Source organism: Pseudomonas sp. WSY_20, assembly GCF_043104335.1.
Lineage (GTDB): Bacteria > Pseudomonadota > Gammaproteobacteria > Pseudomonadales > Pseudomonadaceae > Aquipseudomonas > Aquipseudomonas parafulva_B.
Window position 1 is genome coordinate 77830 of the sequence record NZ_JBICKP010000054.1, and the last position, 18943, is coordinate 96772.

Annotated in this window: 19 protein-coding genes; 14 read left to right on the forward strand and 5 right to left on the reverse strand. The window is 62.1% G+C overall.

Going from position 1 to position 18943, the window contains the following annotated elements; all coding sequences use genetic code 11:
• Positions 1-30 precede the first annotated feature (30 nt).
• Genes spoT through ACF8E5_RS13580 form a run of 3 tightly spaced genes read left to right on the forward strand, consistent with a single transcriptional unit; the run spans position 31 to position 3332 of the window.
• A complete protein-coding gene (gene spoT / locus ACF8E5_RS13570; RefSeq protein ID WP_058638829.1) occupies positions 31-2139 on the forward strand; it encodes a bifunctional GTP diphosphokinase/guanosine-3',5'-bis pyrophosphate 3'-pyrophosphohydrolase in 2109 nt (702 codons plus the stop codon).
• A gap of 23 nt (positions 2140-2162) precedes the next feature.
• Positions 2163-2543, forward strand: coding sequence for a RidA family protein (locus tag ACF8E5_RS13575; protein ID WP_009684531.1), 381 nt, complete (start codon positions 2163-2165; stop codon positions 2541-2543).
• 57 nt (positions 2544-2600) lie between these two features.
• Positions 2601-3332, forward strand: coding sequence for a hypothetical protein (locus tag ACF8E5_RS13580; protein ID WP_197844316.1), 732 nt, complete (start codon positions 2601-2603; stop codon positions 3330-3332).
• A gap of 55 nt (positions 3333-3387) precedes the next feature.
• On the opposite strand, the gene ACF8E5_RS13585 is transcribed toward ACF8E5_RS13580, so the two are convergent.
• On the reverse strand, positions 3388-4239 hold the full coding sequence (locus ACF8E5_RS13585) for an SDR family oxidoreductase (RefSeq protein WP_078479354.1): 852 nt from the start codon (positions 4237-4239) through the stop codon (positions 3388-3390).
• Between the two features lie 165 nt (positions 4240-4404).
• Here ACF8E5_RS13585 and exbB point away from each other — a divergent pair, with 165 nt between their 5' ends.
• From exbB to ACF8E5_RS13615, 6 genes are all read left to right on the forward strand, one after another.
• Entirely contained in the window at positions 4405-5367 is a 963-nt protein-coding gene (gene exbB / locus ACF8E5_RS13590; protein WP_058638825.1) for a tonB-system energizer ExbB, read from the forward strand.
• A 3-nt stretch (positions 5368-5370) separates the two neighbouring features.
• Entirely contained in the window at positions 5371-5799 is a 429-nt protein-coding gene (gene exbD, locus ACF8E5_RS13595; RefSeq protein ID WP_058602766.1) for a TonB system transport protein ExbD, read from the forward strand.
• Positions 5796-6527, forward strand: a complete 732-nt coding sequence (locus tag ACF8E5_RS13600) for an energy transducer TonB (RefSeq protein ID WP_027913359.1) — start codon at positions 5796-5798, stop codon at positions 6525-6527. Before exbD ends, ACF8E5_RS13600 begins: the two co-directional genes overlap by 4 nt.
• 93 nt (positions 6528-6620) lie before the next feature.
• Complete coding sequence (locus ACF8E5_RS13605) at positions 6621-7547, forward strand: hydrogen peroxide-inducible genes activator (protein WP_197843917.1); 927 nt, start codon at positions 6621-6623, stop codon at positions 7545-7547.
• 3 nt (positions 7548-7550) lie between these two features.
• Positions 7551-9629, forward strand: a complete 2079-nt coding sequence (recG, locus tag ACF8E5_RS13610) for an ATP-dependent DNA helicase RecG (RefSeq protein ID WP_023532570.1) — start codon at positions 7551-7553, stop codon at positions 9627-9629.
• Between the two features lie 75 nt (positions 9630-9704).
• On the forward strand, positions 9705-11108 hold the full coding sequence (locus ACF8E5_RS13615) for an aminoacyl-tRNA deacylase and HDOD domain-containing protein (RefSeq protein WP_058638824.1): 1404 nt from the start codon (positions 9705-9707) through the stop codon (positions 11106-11108).
• A gap of 32 nt (positions 11109-11140) precedes the next feature.
• Here the strand turns inward: ACF8E5_RS13615 and ACF8E5_RS13620 are convergent, their stop codons facing one another.
• The 4 genes from ACF8E5_RS13620 to ACF8E5_RS13635 form a co-directional block, all read right to left on the reverse strand.
• On the reverse strand, positions 11141-11515 hold the full coding sequence (locus ACF8E5_RS13620) for a helicase (RefSeq protein WP_078479356.1): 375 nt from the start codon (positions 11513-11515) through the stop codon (positions 11141-11143).
• Between the two features lie 145 nt (positions 11516-11660).
• A complete protein-coding gene (locus ACF8E5_RS13625) occupies positions 11661-11960 on the reverse strand; it encodes an HU family DNA-binding protein (protein ID WP_058602763.1) in 300 nt (99 codons plus the stop codon).
• Positions 11961-12149: 189 nt separating this feature from the next.
• The gene (locus tag ACF8E5_RS13630) at positions 12150-13298 is read right to left on the reverse strand and encodes an NAD(P)/FAD-dependent oxidoreductase (protein ID WP_392475393.1); all 1149 of its coding nucleotides are present in this window, start codon (positions 13296-13298) and stop codon (positions 12150-12152) included.
• Positions 13299-13312: 14 nt separating this feature from the next.
• Positions 13313-13480: a rubredoxin gene (locus ACF8E5_RS13635; protein ID WP_023532601.1), complete on the reverse strand. Its 168-nt coding sequence runs from the start codon at positions 13478-13480 to the stop codon at positions 13313-13315.
• A gap of 167 nt (positions 13481-13647) precedes the next feature.
• Between ACF8E5_RS13635 and ACF8E5_RS13640 the strand changes: the two genes are divergently transcribed.
• From ACF8E5_RS13640 to ACF8E5_RS13660, 5 genes are all read left to right on the forward strand, one after another.
• On the forward strand, positions 13648-14205 hold the full coding sequence (locus ACF8E5_RS13640) for a chorismate--pyruvate lyase family protein (protein ID WP_392475394.1): 558 nt from the start codon (positions 13648-13650) through the stop codon (positions 14203-14205).
• Entirely contained in the window at positions 14205-15095 is an 891-nt protein-coding gene (ubiA, locus tag ACF8E5_RS13645) for a 4-hydroxybenzoate octaprenyltransferase (RefSeq protein WP_100852503.1), read from the forward strand. The genes ACF8E5_RS13640 and ubiA overlap by 1 nt, the downstream gene beginning before the upstream one ends.
• 231 nt (positions 15096-15326) lie before the next feature.
• The gene (gene phoB, locus ACF8E5_RS13650) at positions 15327-16016 is read left to right on the forward strand and encodes a phosphate regulon transcriptional regulator PhoB (protein ID WP_023532543.1); all 690 of its coding nucleotides are present in this window, start codon (positions 15327-15329) and stop codon (positions 16014-16016) included.
• A gap of 114 nt (positions 16017-16130) precedes the next feature.
• Positions 16131-17438: a phosphate regulon sensor histidine kinase PhoR gene (gene phoR, locus ACF8E5_RS13655; RefSeq protein ID WP_392475395.1), complete on the forward strand. Its 1308-nt coding sequence runs from the start codon at positions 16131-16133 to the stop codon at positions 17436-17438.
• A 139-nt stretch (positions 17439-17577) separates the two neighbouring features.
• Positions 17578-18918 (forward strand): hemolysin family protein, encoded by a 1341-nt coding sequence (locus ACF8E5_RS13660; protein ID WP_058602758.1) that lies wholly within the window; start codon positions 17578-17580, stop codon positions 18916-18918.
• Positions 18919-18943: the final 25 nt, after the last annotated feature.

Here is an 18943-nt window from a genome sequence, read left to right on the forward strand (position 1 = left end):
AGGCCCCCTATCTCGGCAGGAGGCTAAGCCATGCCGGGTATAGAGGCCTTGGCCGAACGGCTGTCGACTTACCTGGGCCCCGAACAGGTCAACCTGGTACGGCGTGCCTACTTCTACGCAGAACAAGCGCACGATGGGCAACGTCGCCGCAGTGGCGAGCCCTACGTAACGCACCCGTTGGCCGTGGCCAGCATCCTTGCCGACATGCACATGGACCATCAAAGCCTGATGGCAGCCATGCTCCATGACGTGATCGAAGACACCGGCATTGCCAAGGAAGCCCTCAGCCAGCAGTTTGGCGAGACGGTTGCCGAGCTGGTGGACGGCGTCAGCAAGCTGACCCAGATGAACTTCGAAACCAAGGCCGAGGCGCAAGCCGAGAACTTCCAGAAAATGGCCATGGCCATGGCACGCGACATTCGCGTGATCCTGGTCAAGCTGGCCGACCGCCTGCATAACATGCGCACCCTGGAAGTGCTGTCCGGCGAGAAACGACGCCGGATTGCCAAGGAAACCCTCGAGATCTACGCCCCCATCGCCAACCGCCTGGGGATGCACACGGTACGCGTCGAGTTCGAAGACCTTGGCTTCAAGGCCATGCACCCGATGCGCTCGTCGCTGATTCATCGCGCCGTCAAAAGTGCACGGGGCAACCGCAAGGAAATCGTCGCCAAGATCGAGCAGTCACTGGCCAACTGCCTGGCTGCCGACGGTATCGAAGGCGAGATCAGTGGCCGGCAAAAACACCTCTATGGCATCTACAAGAAGATGCGCGGCAAGCGTCGCGCCTTCAACGAGATCATGGACGTGTATGCCTTCCGCATCATCGTCGACAAGGTCGATACCTGCTACCGCGTCCTCGGTGCCGTGCACAACCTGTACAAACCGCTGCCAGGGCGGTTCAAGGACTATATCGCCATTCCCAAGGCCAACGGCTATCAGTCGTTGCACACCACCTTGTTCGGCATGCACGGCGTGCCCATCGAAATCCAGATCCGTACGCGCGAAATGGAAGAGATGGCCAATAACGGTATCGCTGCGCACTGGCTGTACAAGGCCAATGGGGATGAGCAGCCCAAGGGCAACCATGCCCGTGCCAGGCAGTGGGTCAAAGGCATCCTTGAATTGCAGCAACGTGCAGGCAACTCGCTGGAGTTCATCGAGAGCGTCAAGATCGACCTGTTCCCGGACGAGGTGTACGTCTTCACGCCCAAAGGCCGCATCATGGAGCTGCCCAAGGGTTCCACTGCCGTGGACTTCGCCTACGCAGTGCACACCGACGTTGGCAACAGCTGCATCGCATGCCGTATCAACCGGCGCCTGGCACCGCTCTCCGAGCCGTTGCAGAGTGGCTCGACGGTAGAGATCGTCAGCGCACCGGGGGCTCGACCCAATCCGGCGTGGCTCAATTTCGTGGTCACCGGCAAGGCGCGCACACATATTCGCCATGCGCTCAAGCAGCAGCGCCGCTCCGAATCCATCAGCCTGGGCGAGCGGCTGCTCAACAAGGTACTGACTGGTTTCGACAGCGCGCTGGATCAGATTCCCCGCGAGCGCGTGCAGGCAATCCTCAGCGAATACCGCCTGGAATTGATCGAAGACCTGCTTGAAGACATCGGGCTGGGCAACCGCATGGCCTACGTGGTCGCGCGCCGTCTGCTGTCTGCAGAAGGCGAGCAACTGCCGGCCCCCGAAGGTCCGCTGGCGATTCGCGGTACCGAAGGCCTGGTGCTCAGCTATGCCAAGTGCTGCACGCCGATTCCGGGCGACCCGATCGTGGGTCACCTTTCGGCGGGCAAGGGCATGGTCGTGCACCTTGAGAACTGCCGAAACATCAGTGAAATTCGCCACAACCCCGAGAAATGCGTCCAGCTTTCCTGGGCCAAGGACATCACTGGCGAATTCAACGTCGAGTTGCGCGTAGAGCTGGAGCACCAGCGCGGCCTGATTGCCTTGCTGGCCAGCAGCGTCAACGCGGCCGATGGCAACATCGAGAAGATCAGCATGGACGAACGCGACGGCCGTATCAGCGTGGTCCAACTGGTGGTCAGCGTGCACGACCGCGTGCACCTGGCGCGTGTGATCAAGAAGCTGCGTACCCTGACCGGTGTGGTTCGCATCACCCGCATGCGTACGTAGTCCGCCAACCGCAAGGAGTCATCATGAGCAAGACCGTCATCAACAGCGACAAGGCCCCTGCCGCCATCGGCACCTATTCGCAGGCGATCAAGGCCGGTAACACCGTGTACATGTCTGGCCAGATCCCACTGGACCCCAAGACCATGGAACTGGTCGAAGGCTTCGAGGCCCAGACCGTCCAGGTGTTCGAGAACCTCAAGGCTGTGGCCGAAGCAGCAGGCGGTTCGTTCAAGGACATCGTCAAGCTGAACATCTTCCTGACCGACCTGAGCCATTTCGCCAAGGTCAACGAGGTGATGGGTCGCTACTTCGAGCAGCCTTACCCCGCTCGCGCCGCCATCGGCGTGGCCGCGCTGCCAAAAGGCGCGCAGGTCGAGATGGACGCCATCCTCGTCATCGAGTGATGCCCCAGGCGGCGGGCATTGCCCTCGCCGCCTTCTCTCTCCTGGAAGGTTCCCGACATGCGCATAGCATTGCCTCTTACGCTGGCAGCCCTGGTCCTGGGCGGCTGCGCCAGCCACAAACCTGAAGACTTCAACGGCACCTGGATCAATCAGGACGCCATCACTGCGGCCGTCAAGCAAGGCAACCTTCGCCAGGCCCTGAATGAGCATGGCCCGGTCTTCGAGTGGAAGCTCGATGTTGCCACCCAGCGCGCCAGCTACAGCAATGGGTTCGAGGCCTCGGACGGTCAGCTCAGCGCCAATGACAAGCAGTGGCTGGCCACCTTCGATGGCGGTGCCACCGAGCAACTGTCGCTGGACGGCGACGAACTGCAAACAGTCGACCAGCAAGGCGCGAAACAGCGCTTCGAGCGTGCCAAGACGCCCAGTGGCAACAATGCGCCACTGGGCAGCAGCTTCGAGCAGGCGCTGTACCAGGCTTATCTCGGCGGCGCCTGGACAATCATGGAGGGCCCAGGCAAGGGCGCCAACGTAACGTTCAGCGACAGCGGCAACGTCACCGGCCTGCCCGGTCCGGATCGTTTCGCCCTGTGCCTGGCCGGTGATTGCGCAACGATGGGCGGCAGCAATGACAGCCTGTGGCTGGAGCGCAACCAGCGCGGGGCCCCGTTCATCATCAAGCGCAATGGCGATCAGCTGGAAATCTTCCAGGCGGTGAACCGCGCCCAGCCGGATGAAATGCCGATGCTCGCAGCCGGCAAGCGCCAGTGGCTGCTGCAACACAACTGACGATACCCCAGCCGGCGCGCAGGTAACGCAAGCTACCTGCGCGCCGGCCAGGGGATCATTGCCCGAGGATCGCTGCGTAGCCTTCCTTGTAACTGGGGTACTGCGGGGACCAGCCTAGCCCCCGTGCGCGGGCGTTGCTGCAGCGCTTGCTGCCCGTGCGACGCACACGCTCCTCATCGGACCACTGCGTAACCCCCAACTGTTCACGCAGCCAGGCCACGACTTCGGCCAGCGGTGCCGGGCTGTCGTCCACGCCGATGTAGCAATCGTCCAGCGCCTTGCCTTGGCTGTCGCATTGCAGCAGAAATGCCAGCAGGCTGGCAGCATCGTCCACGTGAATACGGTTGCCATACAACGGCGGTTGCTCGGCGACGCGATAACCCTGACGCACCTGACGCAACAGCCACTCTCGACCTGGCCCGTAGATGCCGGTCAGGCGAACCACGCTGGCTGGCGCAGCACCGGACAGCGCCAGCCTTTCAGCCTCGAGCATGATGCGCCCCGAGTACCCCTCAGGTTCGGTGGCCGATTGCTCATCAACCCACTCCCCACCCTTGTGCCCAAACACGCTGCTGCTGGACACGAACAAAAGGCGTCGGGGTTGTTGCCCACGCTCGGCCAGCCAGCGCTGCACGTGACGCAACCCCTGGACATACGCCGCCTGATACCCTGCCTCGTCATGCTGGCTGGCAGCCACGCAATAAACCACGTAGTCAGGTGCCCGCTCAGGCCAGGCAGCTGGGATGTTCGGGTTCGATAGATCAGCTGCAATCGGCGCTACGCCATCAGGCAACTGCGCCACCGAACGGCGCAGGCCGCTGACTTGCCAACCACGCGTCAGCATTTGCCGAGCCAGGCGACTGCCGACGTCCCCACATCCTACGATCAACACACTCAAGTCAGACATCTGAAGCCCTCTAGGGCCGATTGCTCAGCCCCTCTGCAGGAGAAAAAGCAACAATATTACTTTTGTTAACAAGAATTACTTGCAATAATGGCGACCAAATTGTTCTCGGCCTGCCTCGAGGCCTTGAAGAACGCTCACCCATCATCTTCATCAGGTCCGGCCAGCATGACACGTACCCAACCTTCCGCTTCGCCAACCCCATCGCGCGCCTGGCGTGCCACCGCTGCGCTGATTCTCAGCCTGGCGCTGGCCCCGGTCGCCATGGCCGATGAGCCCAATGCCGCTGCCCCAGTGACGGCCCCGGCGGCCAGCGCTGCTGCACCAGCTAGCGCTCCGGCCGGCGAAGCGGCACCGGGTACCGTTGCACAGGCTCCGGTTGCTGCAGACCCGGACGCCCAAGCCCTGGTGGAAGATACCTCGCTCGGCATGGCCCATGACCTGTCGCCTTGGGGCATGTACAAGAACGCCGATGTCGTGGTCAAGGCCGTCATGATCGGCCTGGCCATCGCCTCGATCATCACTTGGACCATCTGGATCGCCAAAGGCTTCGAGTTGATGGGGGCCAAGCGCCGCCTGCGCGGGGAAATCGCCCGCCTGAAGAAATCGACCAGCCTCAAGGAAGCCAGCGAAGTCTCCGACAAGCAAGGCACCCTGGCCCATACCCTGGTTCACGATGCGCTCGAGGAAATGCGCCTGTCGGCCAATGCCCGTGAAAAGGAAGGCATCAAGGAGCGCGTGAGCTTCCGCCTGGAACGACTGGTACACGCCAGCGGGCGAAATATGAGCAGCGGCACGGGCGTGCTGGCCACCATTGGTTCCACTGCGCCATTCGTGGGCCTGTTCGGCACCGTGTGGGGCATCATGAACAGCTTCATCGGCATCGCCAAGACTCAGACCACCAACCTCGCCGTGGTCGCCCCGGGTATTGCCGAAGCGCTGCTGGCCACCGCACTGGGCCTGGTTGCCGCCATCCCGGCCGTGGTCATCTACAACGTCTTCGCCCGCTCCATCGCCGGCTACAAGGCACAGGTGTCCGACGCTTCGGCCCAGGTGCTGCTGCTGGTCAGCCGTGACCTGGACCATCAGGGCAGCGATCGCGCCGCCCCGCACATGGTGAAAGTGGGGTAAGCCATGGGCCTGCATCTGAACGAAGGTGGCGACGACCTCGCCGAAAACCACGAAATCAACGTGACGCCGTTTATCGACGTGATGTTGGTGCTGCTGATCATCTTCATGGTCGCAGCGCCCCTTGCCACGGTCGACATCAAGGTCGACTTGCCTGCTTCGACGGCCAAGCCGGCGCCCAGGCCCGAGAAGCCTGTCTTCGTCAGCGTCAAGGCCGACCAGAAGCTCTATGTCGGCGATGACCCGGTCCCAACGCCCGAGCGCCTTGGCCCGATGCTGGACGCCAAGACCAAGGGTGACAAGGACACCACCATCTTCTTCCAGGCCGACAAAGGTGTGGACTACGGTGACCTGATGGAAGTGATGAACAACATGCGCGCGGCCGGCTACCTCAAAGTCGGTCTGGTAGGTCTTGAGACGGCAGCCAAGAAATGACGAAGACGCGGCACAATCTGGCGCGTTACAGCGGCAGCCTGGCGCTTGTGCTGGGTGTCCATGCCGTCGCTGTGCTGCTCATGCTTAACTGGTCGGTGCCCCAGGCCATCGAGCTGCCCCCGGCAGCCATGATGGTCGAGCTGGCACCGCTGCCGGAGCCAGCGCCACCACCCCCTCCCAAAGCAGTTCCCCAACCACCGGCGCCGGTCGAAGAACCCCCGCTGCCGAAGGTCGTGGAAGCCCCTAAACCCAAGATTGCCATTCCCAAGCCGCCCAAGCCGAAGGCCAAGCCACAGCCGCCCAAGCCTGAGAAAAAGCCTGAGCCGCCGAAGGAAGCGCCGCCGACCAAGGAAACGGTAGACGCACCACCGAGCAATACGCCGCCGCAGAAGTCCGCAGCGCCCGCACCGAGCGTCGCCTCCAACAGCACCGCACTGCCGACCTGGCAGAGTGACCTGTTGCGCCACCTGGCGAAGTACAAGCGGTACCCGGAAGACGCGCGGCGCAGAGGCTTGCAGGGCATCAATCGCCTGCGTTTCGTGGTCGATGCCGAGGGTAAGGTCGTGTCGTATTCACTGGCCGGTGGGTCGGGTAGTGCGTCCCTGGACCGGGCAACCATGGAAATGATTCGGCGAGCGGGCAAGGTACCCAAACCGCCAGCTGAGCTGCTGAACAACGGGACGATCGAAGTCGTCGCGCCGTTCGTGTACTCACTGGACCGCCGCTGACGTTTTGTTTCTGTCACAAGTCGGCAAGTCTGATAACGTGCGTCTATCGATTGCAGCCGCTATGCTGGGCTCGCAACTTCATGGACGCACGTTATGACCCTCACAGAACTCCGTTACATCGTCACACTCGCCCAGGAACAGCACTTCGGCCATGCAGCCGAGCGTTGCCATGTGAGCCAGCCTACCCTTTCGGTGGGTGTGAAGAAGCTCGAGGATGAGCTCGGCGTACTGATCTTCGAGCGCAGCAAGAGCGCGGTGCGCCTCACGCCGGTTGGCGAAGGCATCGTGGCCCAGGCCCAGAAAGTGCTCGAACAGGCTCAGGGCATCCGCGAACTGGCCCAGGCCGGCAAGAACCAATTGACCGCCCCGCTCAAGGTAGGCGCGATCTACACCGTCGGCCCCTACCTCTTTCCTCACCTGATCCCACAGCTGCACCGTGTGGCCCCGCAGATGCCGTTGTACATCGAGGAAAATTTCACCCATGTGCTGCGTGAGAAGCTGCGTAACGGTGAACTGGATGCGGTGATCGTCGCCTTGCCCTTCAACGAAGCCGACGTGCTGACCCTGCCGCTCTACGACGAGCCTTTCTGCGCACTGATGCCAGCCGACCACCCGTGGACGGCGAAGAAAACCATCGATGGGGCATCGCTCAACGACAAGAGCCTGTTGCTGCTGGGCGAAGGTCACTGCTTCCGTGACCAGGTGCTGGAGGCGTGCCCTACCCTGAACAAGGGCGGTGAAGGCGCACGCCACACCACGGTCGAATCCAGCTCGCTGGAAACCATCCGCCACATGGTGGCCTCTGGGCTGGGTGTCTCCATCCTGCCGCTGTCTGCCGTGCACAGTCATCACTACGCACCGGGCGTGATCGAAGTGCGTCCGCTGACAGCACCAGCGCCATTTCGTACCGTGGCGATCGCGTGGCGCGCCAGTTTCCCGCGGCCCAAGGCCATCGAGATTCTTGCCGACTCGATCCGCCTGTGCTCGGTCGCCAAAACGCCCACCGAGCAAACTGCCTGAGCCATGAGTGAGTTGTCGAAGGTACCGGTCACTGTGCTCAAGGGTGTCGGTGACGCCATGGCGCAGAAGCTTGCCAAGGTGGGCCTGGAAAACCTGCAGGACGTGTTGTTTCACCTGCCCTTGCGTTACCAGGACCGCACCCGCGTGGTGCCGATCGGGCAACTGCGGCCAGGGCAGGACGCGGTGATCGAGGGCGTGGTCAGCGGCGCGGACGTGACCATGGGCAAGCGACGTAGCCTCGTCGTTCGTCTGGGCGACGGGAGCGGCGTGCTGAGCCTGCGCTTCTACCATTTCAGCAACGCACAGAAGGAAGGGCTCAAGCGCGGCACTCACCTGCGTTGCTATGGCGAAGCCCGGCCGGGCGCATCGGGCCTGGAGATCTATCATCCTGAATACCGTGCACTGAACGGCGACGAACCGCCGCCGCCGGTCGAACAGACGCTTACCCCGATTTACCCGTCTACCGAGGGGCTCACCCAGCAACGGCTACGCCTGCTCTGCCAACAGAGCCTGGCCTTGCTCGGGCCGCGCAGCCTGCCGGACTGGCTGCCCGAGGAGCTTGCGCGCGATTATCAGCTGGCCCCGTTGGACGATGCCATACGGTACTTGCACAACCCGCCGGCTGACGCCGACCTCGATGAGCTTGCCGAAGGCCACCACTGGGCCCAGCACCGCCTGGCATTCGAAGAACTGCTGACCCACCAGCTGTCGCAGCAGCGATTGCGCGAAAGCCTGCGCAGCCTGCGCGCACCGGTGCTGCCCAAGCCTTCACGCCTGCAGGACGAGTACCTGGCCAATCTCGGCTTCAAGCCTACGGGGGCGCAGCAGCGGGTCGCCAATGAAATTGCCTACGACCTCAGCCAGCACGAACCCATGCTGCGCCTGGTGCAAGGTGATGTGGGCGCCGGCAAGACCGTGGTCGCGGCACTGGCAGCCCTGCAGGCGTTGGAGGCGGGTTACCAGGTGGCGCTGATGGCACCTACCGAGATTCTTGCCGAGCAGCACTACATCACCTTCAAGCGCTGGCTGGAGCCACTGGGCATCGAAGTCGCCTGGCTGGCCGGCAAGCTCAAGGGCAAGGCCCGGGTCAGTGCACTGGAGCAGATCGCCGCCGGTGCGCCAATGGTGGTGGGTACCCACGCCCTGTTCCAGGAAGAGGTCAAGTTCAAGCACCTCGCCCTGGCCATCATCGACGAGCAGCACCGTTTTGGCGTCCAGCAGCGTCTGGCGTTGCGCAAAAAGGGTGTGAATGGCGAGTTGTGTCCTCATCAGCTGATCATGACGGCGACGCCCATTCCGCGTACCTTGGCCATGAGCGCCTATGCTGACCTGGATACTTCCGTGCTGGACGAATTGCCTCCCGGGCGTACACCGGTCAACACGGTGCTGGTGGCCGACAGCCGTCGCTTCGAAGTGGTCGAGCGGGTACGCGCCGCCTGTGCTGAAGGGCGTCAGGCCTACTGGGTCTGTACCCTTATCGAGGAGTCTGAAGAGCTGACCTGCCAGGCCGCCGAGAGCACCTACGAGGAACTTGGCAGCGCCCTGGGCGAATTGCGGGTCGGGCTGATTCACGGGCGTATGAAACCGGCAGAAAAAGCCGAGATCATGGCGCAATTCAAAGCCGGTGATCTGCAGCTGCTGGTTGCCACGACCGTGATCGAAGTTGGCGTCGATGTGCCCAACGCCAGCCTGATGATCATCGAAAACCCAGAGCGCCTGGGGTTGGCCCAGCTGCACCAGTTGCGTGGGCGGGTGGGCCGTGGCAGCGCTGCCAGCCACTGCGTTCTGCTGTATCACCCGCCCTTGTCACAGGTGGGCCGCGAGCGCCTGGGCATCATGCGCGAAACCAACGATGGCTTCATCATCGCGGAAAAGGACCTGGAGCTGCGCGGCCCGGGCGAGATGCTCGGCACGCGCCAGACGGGTCTGCTGCAGTTCAAGGTCGCTGACCTGATGCGCGATGCCGATCTGCTTCCGGCCGTTCGTGATGCAGCCCAGGCATTAGTGGCCCGCTGGCCGGAACATGTCAGCCCCTTGCTTGAACGCTGGCTGCGTCACGGGCAACAGTACGGCCAAGTCTGACCCAAGCGGTCAATGGATCCAGCCTCCCGGCGAGGCTGGTTATACTTCGCTTTTAGGAACCAGTGGACACGGACCATGACTCAAGCTGCCTTGGACACCGCAACCCCACAAACACCGTCGGTTATCCGGTTGCTGCTCGACAAGCTCGGCGTTGCCTACCGTGAAGTGTTGGCGCATCCCCCCCCGCCGGCTCAAGCCTGTGTACAGGCGGTGCTGCTGGACGACGAGGTGGGCGCACTGATGGTGCTGCTGCCGCAAAGCCAACTGCTGGACCTGAGCCGGCTCACCGAGCTGACTGGCCGGACACTTACCGCTGTGCCGGTGCCCCGCTTGCGCCAAATGCTGGAAAAACACCATCTCAAGGTTCTTCCAGGCATACCGGCGCTGACCAGCTCACCTTGCCAGTACGAAAAAAGCCTGCTCGAACCCGCGACCGTGTTCATTCAGTCAGGCCAGGAAGGCCTGCTGCTGGCCATCGACCGTGACCCGTTCAAACGCCTGCTGAGCAAAGCCAGCGCCAGCGCATTCGGGCAGGAGGTGCAGGCCATTGCCCTGAACCTGGACCGTCCGGACGATGACACCCGCGAGATCAGCCAGGCAGTTCAGGCCTTCACTGCACGACGCATTCAAAAGCGGCTCGAAGAAACCATCGAAATCCCGCCCCTGGCCGATACCGCGCAGAAGATCATGAAGCTGCGTGTCGACCCGAATGCCAGCATCGACGATATCACCGGGGTGGTGGAAACCGACCCGGCGCTGGCTGCGCAGGTCGTGAGCTGGGCGGCATCGCCCTATTACGCCTCGCCCGGCAAGGTACGCTCGGTCGAGGATGCGATTGTCAGGGTGCTGGGTTTCGATCTGGTGATCAACCTGGCTTTGGGCCTGGCCATGGGCAAGACGCTCAGCCTACCCAAGGACCAGCCTCAGCAAGCGACGCCTTACTGGCAGCACTCCATCTACACAGCGGCTGTCATCGAGGGCCTTACCCGTGCAATGCCCCGTGCCGAACGACCTGAGGCAGGCCTCACCTACCTTGCCGGTCTTCTGCACAATTTCGGGTACTTGCTGCTGGCACATGTGTTTCCACCGCATTTTTCGCTGATCTGTCGGCATCTGGAGGTCAACCCCCATCTGTGCCACACCTATGTGGAGCGCCACCTTCTAGGGATCAGCCGCGAGCAGATTGGTGCCTGGCTGATGAAGCTGTGGGACATGCCCGAGGAGTTGTCCACGGCGCTGCGCTTCCAGCATGACCCTACCTACGAGGGCGACTATGCAGCCTTTCCCAACCTCGTCTTCCTCGCGACTCGATTGCTTCGCTCACGGGGTATCGGCTCGGGCCCGAAAGAGGAGATTCCCGATGCATTGCTTGAGCGTCTTGGGCTTTCCCGCGACAAGGCCAATGATGTCGTGAACAAGGTACTCGAGGCTGAGACCTTGCTGCGCGAGCTTGCGTCCCAGTTCGCTGCGCCACACTGATTGACTGGAGCCGTCGCTCGGCCCCTGCGCGGTCAATGCTTCTTTTTAGGTTTCAGGTACTTCATCAGGCCCTGGAACCACATCACCAAGGCCGGGTTGCCCTTGATCTGGATCGCCTTGTCCTGGATGCCCTGCATGAATGCCAGCTGCTTGTTGCGCGCCTGCAGGGTAGTGAAGCCATAGGCAGCATCCTTAAAGGCGATGGCGAAGGCAGGCTGCGCGAACGCGCCCCCTTTGCTACGGATGCGTTCGTTGGCGACGATGAAGTGTCGAGCGATCTTGCCGTCGAGGGTTTGCATCTGGAACACCAGATCCTTGCCCTTGAGCTGCTGCTGGAAAGCCGGATTGTTTCGGCTTGCCCTAGCCATCAGCAGGCCCAGGACCCAGAGAAGTAAGCGGAACTTCATTTGAGCGTCTCGTCTAAGAAGTGACTGTGAGCGCCAGTTTATCCGCTTTATGTGCTTTTCAGGGAATCGAAGAATCTTTTTCGTATGCGAAGACAACGGGCGCTGTGGGCGCCCGATTGATCGTCATGCCGCTGACAGGCCCAGGTCATTTAGTCTTTTTAGCAGGCTTGGCGGGCACGTTGATACTGTCGCGCAAGTTCTTGCCTGGCTTGAAGGCTACCGTGTTGCTTGCCTTGATCTTGACGGGCTCACCCGTCTGCGGGTTTTTACCGGTTCGCGCCCCACGATGACGCTTCTCGAACGTGCCGAACCCCACCAGCGTCACTGTATCGTTGTTCACAGCCTGGGTAATGCTTTCGAGAATCGCGTTCAGCACCTCGTTGGCCTGGTCTTTGGTCAGGTCGGTCTTCTCGGCGATGACAGCGGCGAGTTCTGGTTTGCGCATGATGATGAAGCCTCTTTGACGGAATTCTTGTTGTTATGCCGTGCCGCCTCAAGGGCAGCGTTCAAGGCGCCACGGGCTCTAAGCCGCGGCAGACGAGTGTGAGAATGGCACGCGCTTGAGTACCGCGCCAGTATCGGTACGGCCATAATGCACAGGCAAAAAAGGCATACATGACAGTTCGTGAGCTATTTACGCCATGACGGGTGGAAGCTGGCGGTTGAGCGTCAGTCTTTCCATCACGGTATTGCCGGTAAGGGCGTACCCGATCAGCTGGCCATCGGCGGCGTGGCAGAGCGCTTTGACGTCATTGCCCTCACCCTCTGCCTGCCACGTACCCATCTGCCCATTCGGCGGTGGCGACACCACCACAGGACAGGCAGGCGTCTTGACGGTGATGGGCATTGGTCCATAGCTGACGGCAGTGGGGGTGCCTGTCAGTGTCTGCGCCAGCGCTCGAACGCCACTCATCAACGGCATCACGTAGAGCAGGTTGATGCCGTCAACCTCGGCACAATCGCCCAAGGCGTGGATATTGGCATGGGAGGTACGCAAGAATCGGTCCACACAGATACCCCGCCCAGTCTGCAGGCCCGCTGCGGCAGCCAGGTCCGTTCGTGGGCGCAGACCTACGGCAGACACGACCAGGTCGCACGCGATGACCTGGCCGTCGGACAGCTGTGCACGCACGCCATGCCCCTGGCGCTGCAAGCGCGTCAGCACGGGCCCGAGATGAAAGCGAATGCCGATACCCTGTAGCCCGCTCTGTACCGCCTGGGCCGCTGCCGGGTGCAACAGGGTGGGCATGATCTGCTCGCAGGGCGCGACCACATCAACCTCGAAACCACCAAGACGCATGTCGTTCGCAAACTCACAGCCGATAAGACCGGCGCCCAGGATCAATACCCGCTGCTTGCCGGCAGCCGCGGCGCGCAGGCGCGCGTAGTCTTCAAGGTCATTGATCGGGAAGATCAGGTCGCTGGCGTCACCTTCCACAGGCACGCTGATGGTCTGTGCACCCAGCGCCAGGACGAGATCGCGATAGGGCACTGCCTCCTCGCCAATCCACAGGCGCTTGTGGCCTGGGTCGATACCCGTTATGCGCGTATGGGTACGCACCTCGACGTTCAATTGCTCGGCCATGGCGCCGGGCTCGGCCATGCACAGCCCCTCGGCGTCCTTCTGCTTGGCGAAGCCGGTCGAGAGCATGGGCTTGGAGTAGGACCGCCCGTCATCGGCAGTGATCATCAGCACGGGGGTGAGTGCATCGAACTTGCGTAATTCTCGGGCGAGGTTGTAACCCGCAAGCCCGGTGCCAATGATGACTACAGGAGGCGTCATGGGGGGTTCCTCGATCAACCGATGGCGATCATTTCAAAGTCGCTCTTGCCAACCCCGCAGTCTGGGCAGAGCCAGTCTTCGGGTACGTCTTCCCAACGCGTGCCGGGCGCGATCCCATCATCCGGCCAGCCATCGGCTTCGTCATAGATCAGACCGCAGACAATACATTGCCACTTTTTCATCGGAACGGGTTTCCTCGGTTCAGGCTCGGCTTGGGTTTGGACGTGCGGCCTCTTCACGGGCCAAGGTGCAATCGAAAGGCTTTGTAGCGGCCCTGCCGGCAGTATGCAAGCAGTCGGGGCATTCATGCTAAGCTCGCGGCCTCTTTGGTTGTTACAAGCAGACCGACGTGTCGTACCCAACCCCGCACGCAGCCGCTGTCGCGTGGCTAGCGTATCCACAGGTGCAGGCCAACCTCGCCCCCTCCATGCTGGACTGGTTGTTCGATGAGGGCTCGCTCACACGTCGGCTGACCCGACTGTCCGGCGACGATTTCTGCGTAACGCCCCTGTTCGAAGGCTGGCAGTCGCTGCGCGAGGATGAATGCCAAGCCCTTGGCATCGCGCTCGGTGCTCAGGGTTGGGTCAGGGAAGTGTTCCTGCGCGGGCATGGCCAGCCGTGGGTATTCGCCCGCAGCGTAGCCAGCCGTGCGGCGCTCGAACGTGGCGGCCTGGACCTTGAATCGCTCGGTAGTCGCTCGCTGGGCGAGCTGCTGTTCTGCGATCGAGCGTTCACCCGCCATCCCCTGCAGGTATGCCACTACCCCGAAGCCTGGCTCCCTGCTGAAGTTGCAAGCCCAGGCTTGTGGGGACGTCGTTCGCGCTTCTCCCGAGATGAACTCGACCTGCTTGTCGCCGAAGTGTTCCTGCCGGCGTTGTGGCAGGTGGCACGCGAGGATACCCGCTGATGTACCTGCAACTGCTCAAATCGCTGAACCGCCTTCATCCGCGCGCCTGGGACTTCGTCCAGCTAAGTCGCATGGACAGGCCCATCGGCATTTATCTGCTGCTCTGGCCAACCCTGTCGGCGGTGTGGATTGCAGGTCAGGGCTCACCCTCGTTGGCCAATGTGCTGATCTTCGGGTTGGGCGTGGTGCTCATGCGCGCGGCCGGGTGCTGCATCAATGATTTTGCCGATCGCAAGGTGGATGGACACGTCAAGCGTACCGCCGATCGACCCTTGGCCAGTGGGCGTGTACGCCCCCGCGAAGCGCTGACGCTGTTTGCTGTTTTGGTAGGCGTGAGTTTCCTGCTGGTGCTGTGCACCAACAGTCAAACCGTCTGGCTTTCGTTCGCGGCCGTCGCGCTCGCATTTTGCTACCCCTTCATGAAGCGCTACACCTACTACCCACAGGTGGTGCTGGGCGCCGCCTATTCGTGGGGTATCCCCATGGCCTTCACCGCTGCCGGCGGCGAGCTGCCGGCCGCTGCCTGGCTGCTGTACATCGCCAACCTGCTGTGGACGGTGGCTTACGACACCTACTACGCCATGGTCGATCGCGACGATGACCTGAAGATCGGCGTGAAGTCCACGGCCATTCTGTTCGGCGAGGCTGACCGGGTGATAATCCTGAGCTTGCAGGGCCTTTCGCTGGGCTGCCTGATGCTGGCCGGCAGCAGCTTCGCCCTCGGCGGCTGGTTCTACCTGGGCCTGCTGGGCGCCGCGTGCTGTTTCGCCTGGGAATTCTGGTCCACCCGCCGCCTGGATCGAGACGCATGCTTCAAGGCGTTCCTGCACAACCACTGGGCCGGGCTGATGGTGTTCATGGGCGTGGTACTGGATTACGCGCTACGTTGAGCGGTGGGTTGAGGCGCGGCACCACCTCAGCAAGGTCCACCTGGTGCACACCGCATGAGGCTTCACCGTATCGAGGGGGTAAAGCGTCGTTTACAGGTGCAACCGCCGCCCCGGTCAAGCCTGGCCCAGTCATTGAATGTCGCGAGAACCACCAACACCCTGTCACACAGCTGCAATAATTCCGTTATCTAATGCGGGGCCAAGACAGCGAATCCAGGAGAGGTTTTGAGCATGGCTGGCAGGAATATTCTGATCGTCGACGACGAGGCGCCCATCCGCGAGATGATTGCCGTGGCCCTGGAGATGGCAGGTTATGAGTGCCTGGAAGCAGAAAGCTCCCAACAGGCCCATGCCATCATCGTCGACCGTAAGCCGGACCTGATTCTGCTGGACTGGATGCTCCCCGGCACCTCGGGCATCGAACTGGCCCGGCGGCTCAAGCGCGACGAGCTGACCGGGGACATTCCGATCATCATGCTCACCGCCAAGGGCGAGGAAGACAACAAGATCCAAGGCCTGGAAGTGGGTGCGGACGACTACATCACCAAGCCGTTCTCGCCGCGTGAGCTGGTAGCCCGCCTCAAGGCCGTGCTGCGACGTACCGGCCCCAGTGATGGCGAGACGCCGATCGAAGTGGGCGGGCTGCTGCTGGACCCTATCAGTCATCGCGTCACCATCGATGGCAAGCCGGCCGAGATGGGGCCCACCGAGTACCGCCTGCTGCAATTCTTCATGACCCATCAGGAACGCGCCTATACCCGCGGCCAGTTGCTGGACCAGGTATGGGGGGGCAATGTCTATGTCGAGGAACGCACGGTCGATGTCCACATTCGCCGCTTGCGCAAGGCGCTGGGTGAGGCGTATGAAAACCTGGTACAAACGGTTCGCGGCACAGGCTACCGCTTTTCGACCAAGGTCTGACCTGAAACGCAGCACTCGGCTCAAAGCCGTCGAATGGACGTGAACGCGCTACCGATCCGCTTCTGCATGCAGGTTCGTGCTTGCTGTTGATCGCTGGATTCGAAGGATCCCCAATTGAACCAGAACTGGCATGCGACCTTGATTCGCCACCTGCTGCTGTTGATCACCCTTTGCCTGATCGGTGGCCTGGTCAGTGGCTACTATGGCTGGAGCCTGGCCATTGGCCTGGCTCTCTACCTGGGCTGGACGCTCAAGCAACTGCTGCGCCTGCATGCCTGGCTGCGCAATCACCAACCGGACGAAGCACCGCCTGACGGCTACGGCCTATGGGGCGAGGTGTTCGACAGCATCTACCATCTGCAACGCCGCGACCAGCGTGTGCGTGGCAGGCTTCAAGCGGTGATCGACAGGGTGCAGGAATCCACCGCAGCGCTGCGCGACGCCGTGATCATGCTCGACAGCCACGGCAACCTGGAGTGGTGGAACCGCGCAGCCGAGACGCTCCTGGGCTTCAAGACACCCCAGGACGGCGGCCAGCAGGTGACCAACCTGGTGCGGCACCCGCGCTTCAAGGAATACTTCGAAACCGAAAACTATGTCGAGCCACTGGAGATTCCATCCCCCATCAACGATCGCATGCGGGTGCAACTGCACATCACACGCTACGGTAACAACGAACACCTGATGCTGGTTCGGGACGTCACCCGCATCCACCAGCTCGAACAGATGCGCAAGGACTTCGTGGCCAACGTGTCCCACGAACTGCGAACGCCGCTGACCGTGATTGCCGGCTACCTGGAAACCCTGCTGGATAACGTCGAGGACGTGAACCCCCGCTGGCGCCGAGCGTTGCAGCAGATGAGCCAACAGGGCTCGCGCATGCAAACGCTGCTCAACGACCTGCTGCTGCTGGCCAAGCTGGAGGCCACCGACTACCCGTCCGACAACCAGCCAGTGGCCGTGGACACCCTGCTCAGTGCGATCAAGCAAGACGCGCAAGCGTTGTCCGGGCCGCGCAACCAGCGCATTACCCTGGAGGCCGAGCCAGGCATCTGGCTCAAGGGCAGCGAGTCGGAATTGCGCAGCGCGTTCTCCAACCTGGTGTTCAATGCCGTCAAGTACACCCAGGACGAGGGCAGCATTCGCATTCGCTGGTGGGCCGATGCCCAAGGCGCCCATCTGTCGGTGCAGGACTCAGGGTCCGGCATCGATGCCAAGCACCTGCCACGGCTGACGGAGCGGTTCTATCGGGTGGATTCGAGCCGTGCATCTCATACCGGTGGCACGGGCCTTGGGCTGGCAATCGTCAAGCATGCGCTGATGCGCCACCGCGGGCGCCTGGAGATCAGCAGCGTGCCAGGCCATGGCAGCACCTTCACCTGCCATTTTGCAGTGGCGCAACAGGTCACAGGTAAGGTTTGAGGCCGTTCGGGCCACTTTGCAGCATCGATCAAGTGGTCGCCCTTTGCTTTTGCGGCCCTAGCCGCTACATTTGATCCCTTGCGCCGGCTGGAGCCGGCACTTTTCTCATCTTCAAGACGGATCCCGTAAAAACTCCATCATGGACCCTTCCCCTGGTATCAGCCTCACCTCCCTGTTCGCCGATTTCGGCATGATCATTTTTGCTTTGGTTCTGGTGCTGCTCAACGGCTTCTTCGTTGCCGCCGAGTTCGCCATGGTCAAGCTGCGCGCAACCCGCGTGGACGCCATCGCCGAGCAGCACGGCTGGCGCGGCAGCATCCTGCGCAAGGTTCACAACCAGCTCGATGCCTACCTCTCTGCCTGCCAGCTCGGCATCACCTTGGCCTCGCTGGGGCTGGGCTGGGTGGGCGAGCCGGCCTTCGCGCACTTGCTCGAACCGCTGCTGGCCTACTTTGGCGTCGATACCCCTGAGCTGATCAAGGCCGTCTCGTTCTTCGTCGCCTTCTTCGTGATCTCCTACCTGCACATCGTGGTGGGTGAGCTGGCGCCCAAATCGTGGGCCATTCGCAAGCCGGAACTGTTGTCGCTGTGGACCGCAGTACCGCTGTACCTGTTCTACTGGCTGATGTACCCGGCCATCTACCTGCTCAATGCCAGCGCCAACACAATCCTGCGCATTGCCGGCCAAGGCGAACCCGGCCCGCACCACGAGCACCACTACAGCCGGGAGGAGCTCAAGCTGATCCTGCACTCCAGCCGCGGCCAGGACCCAAGCGATCAAGGCATGCGCGTGCTGGCGTCCGCGGTGGAAATGGGTGAGCTGGAAGTGGTGGACTGGGCCAACTCTCGCGAAGACATGGTCATCATCGACGCCCATGCCCCGCTCAAGCAGATACTGGCCCTGATCCGCCGTCACAAGTTCAGCCGCTACCCGGTGTACGACACCGAGCGCGAGGAGTTCACGGGCCTGCTGCACATCAAGGACCTGCTACTCGAACTCGCCGAACTCGAACACCTGCCTGAAACCATTGACCTGGAAGACCTGGCTCGCCCACTGGAGCGCGTTTCCAGGCACATGCCGCTGTCCCAATTGCTCGAGCAGTTCCGCAAGGGCGGTGCGCACTTCGTGCTGGTCGAGGAGGCCGATGGCAAGGTCATCGGTTACCTGACCATGGAAGATGTGCTGGAAGTGCTGGTGGGCGACATCCAGGACGAACACCGCAAGACCGAGCGCGGCATCCTGGCCTATCAGCCAGGAAAGCTGCTGGTGCGCGGCGATACTCCGCTGTTCAAGGTCGAGCGCTTGCTGGGCGTGGACCTGGACCATATCGAGGCAGAGACACTGGCCGGCCTGGTCTACGAAACGCTCAAGCGCGTACCCGAAGAAGAAGAGGTGCTCGAGGTCGAAGGGCTGCGCATCATCGTCAAGAAAATGAAAGGCCCCAAGATCGTGCTGGCCAAAGTGCTCAAGCTGGACTGAGCACATCGACGCCCTGCCCCGATCA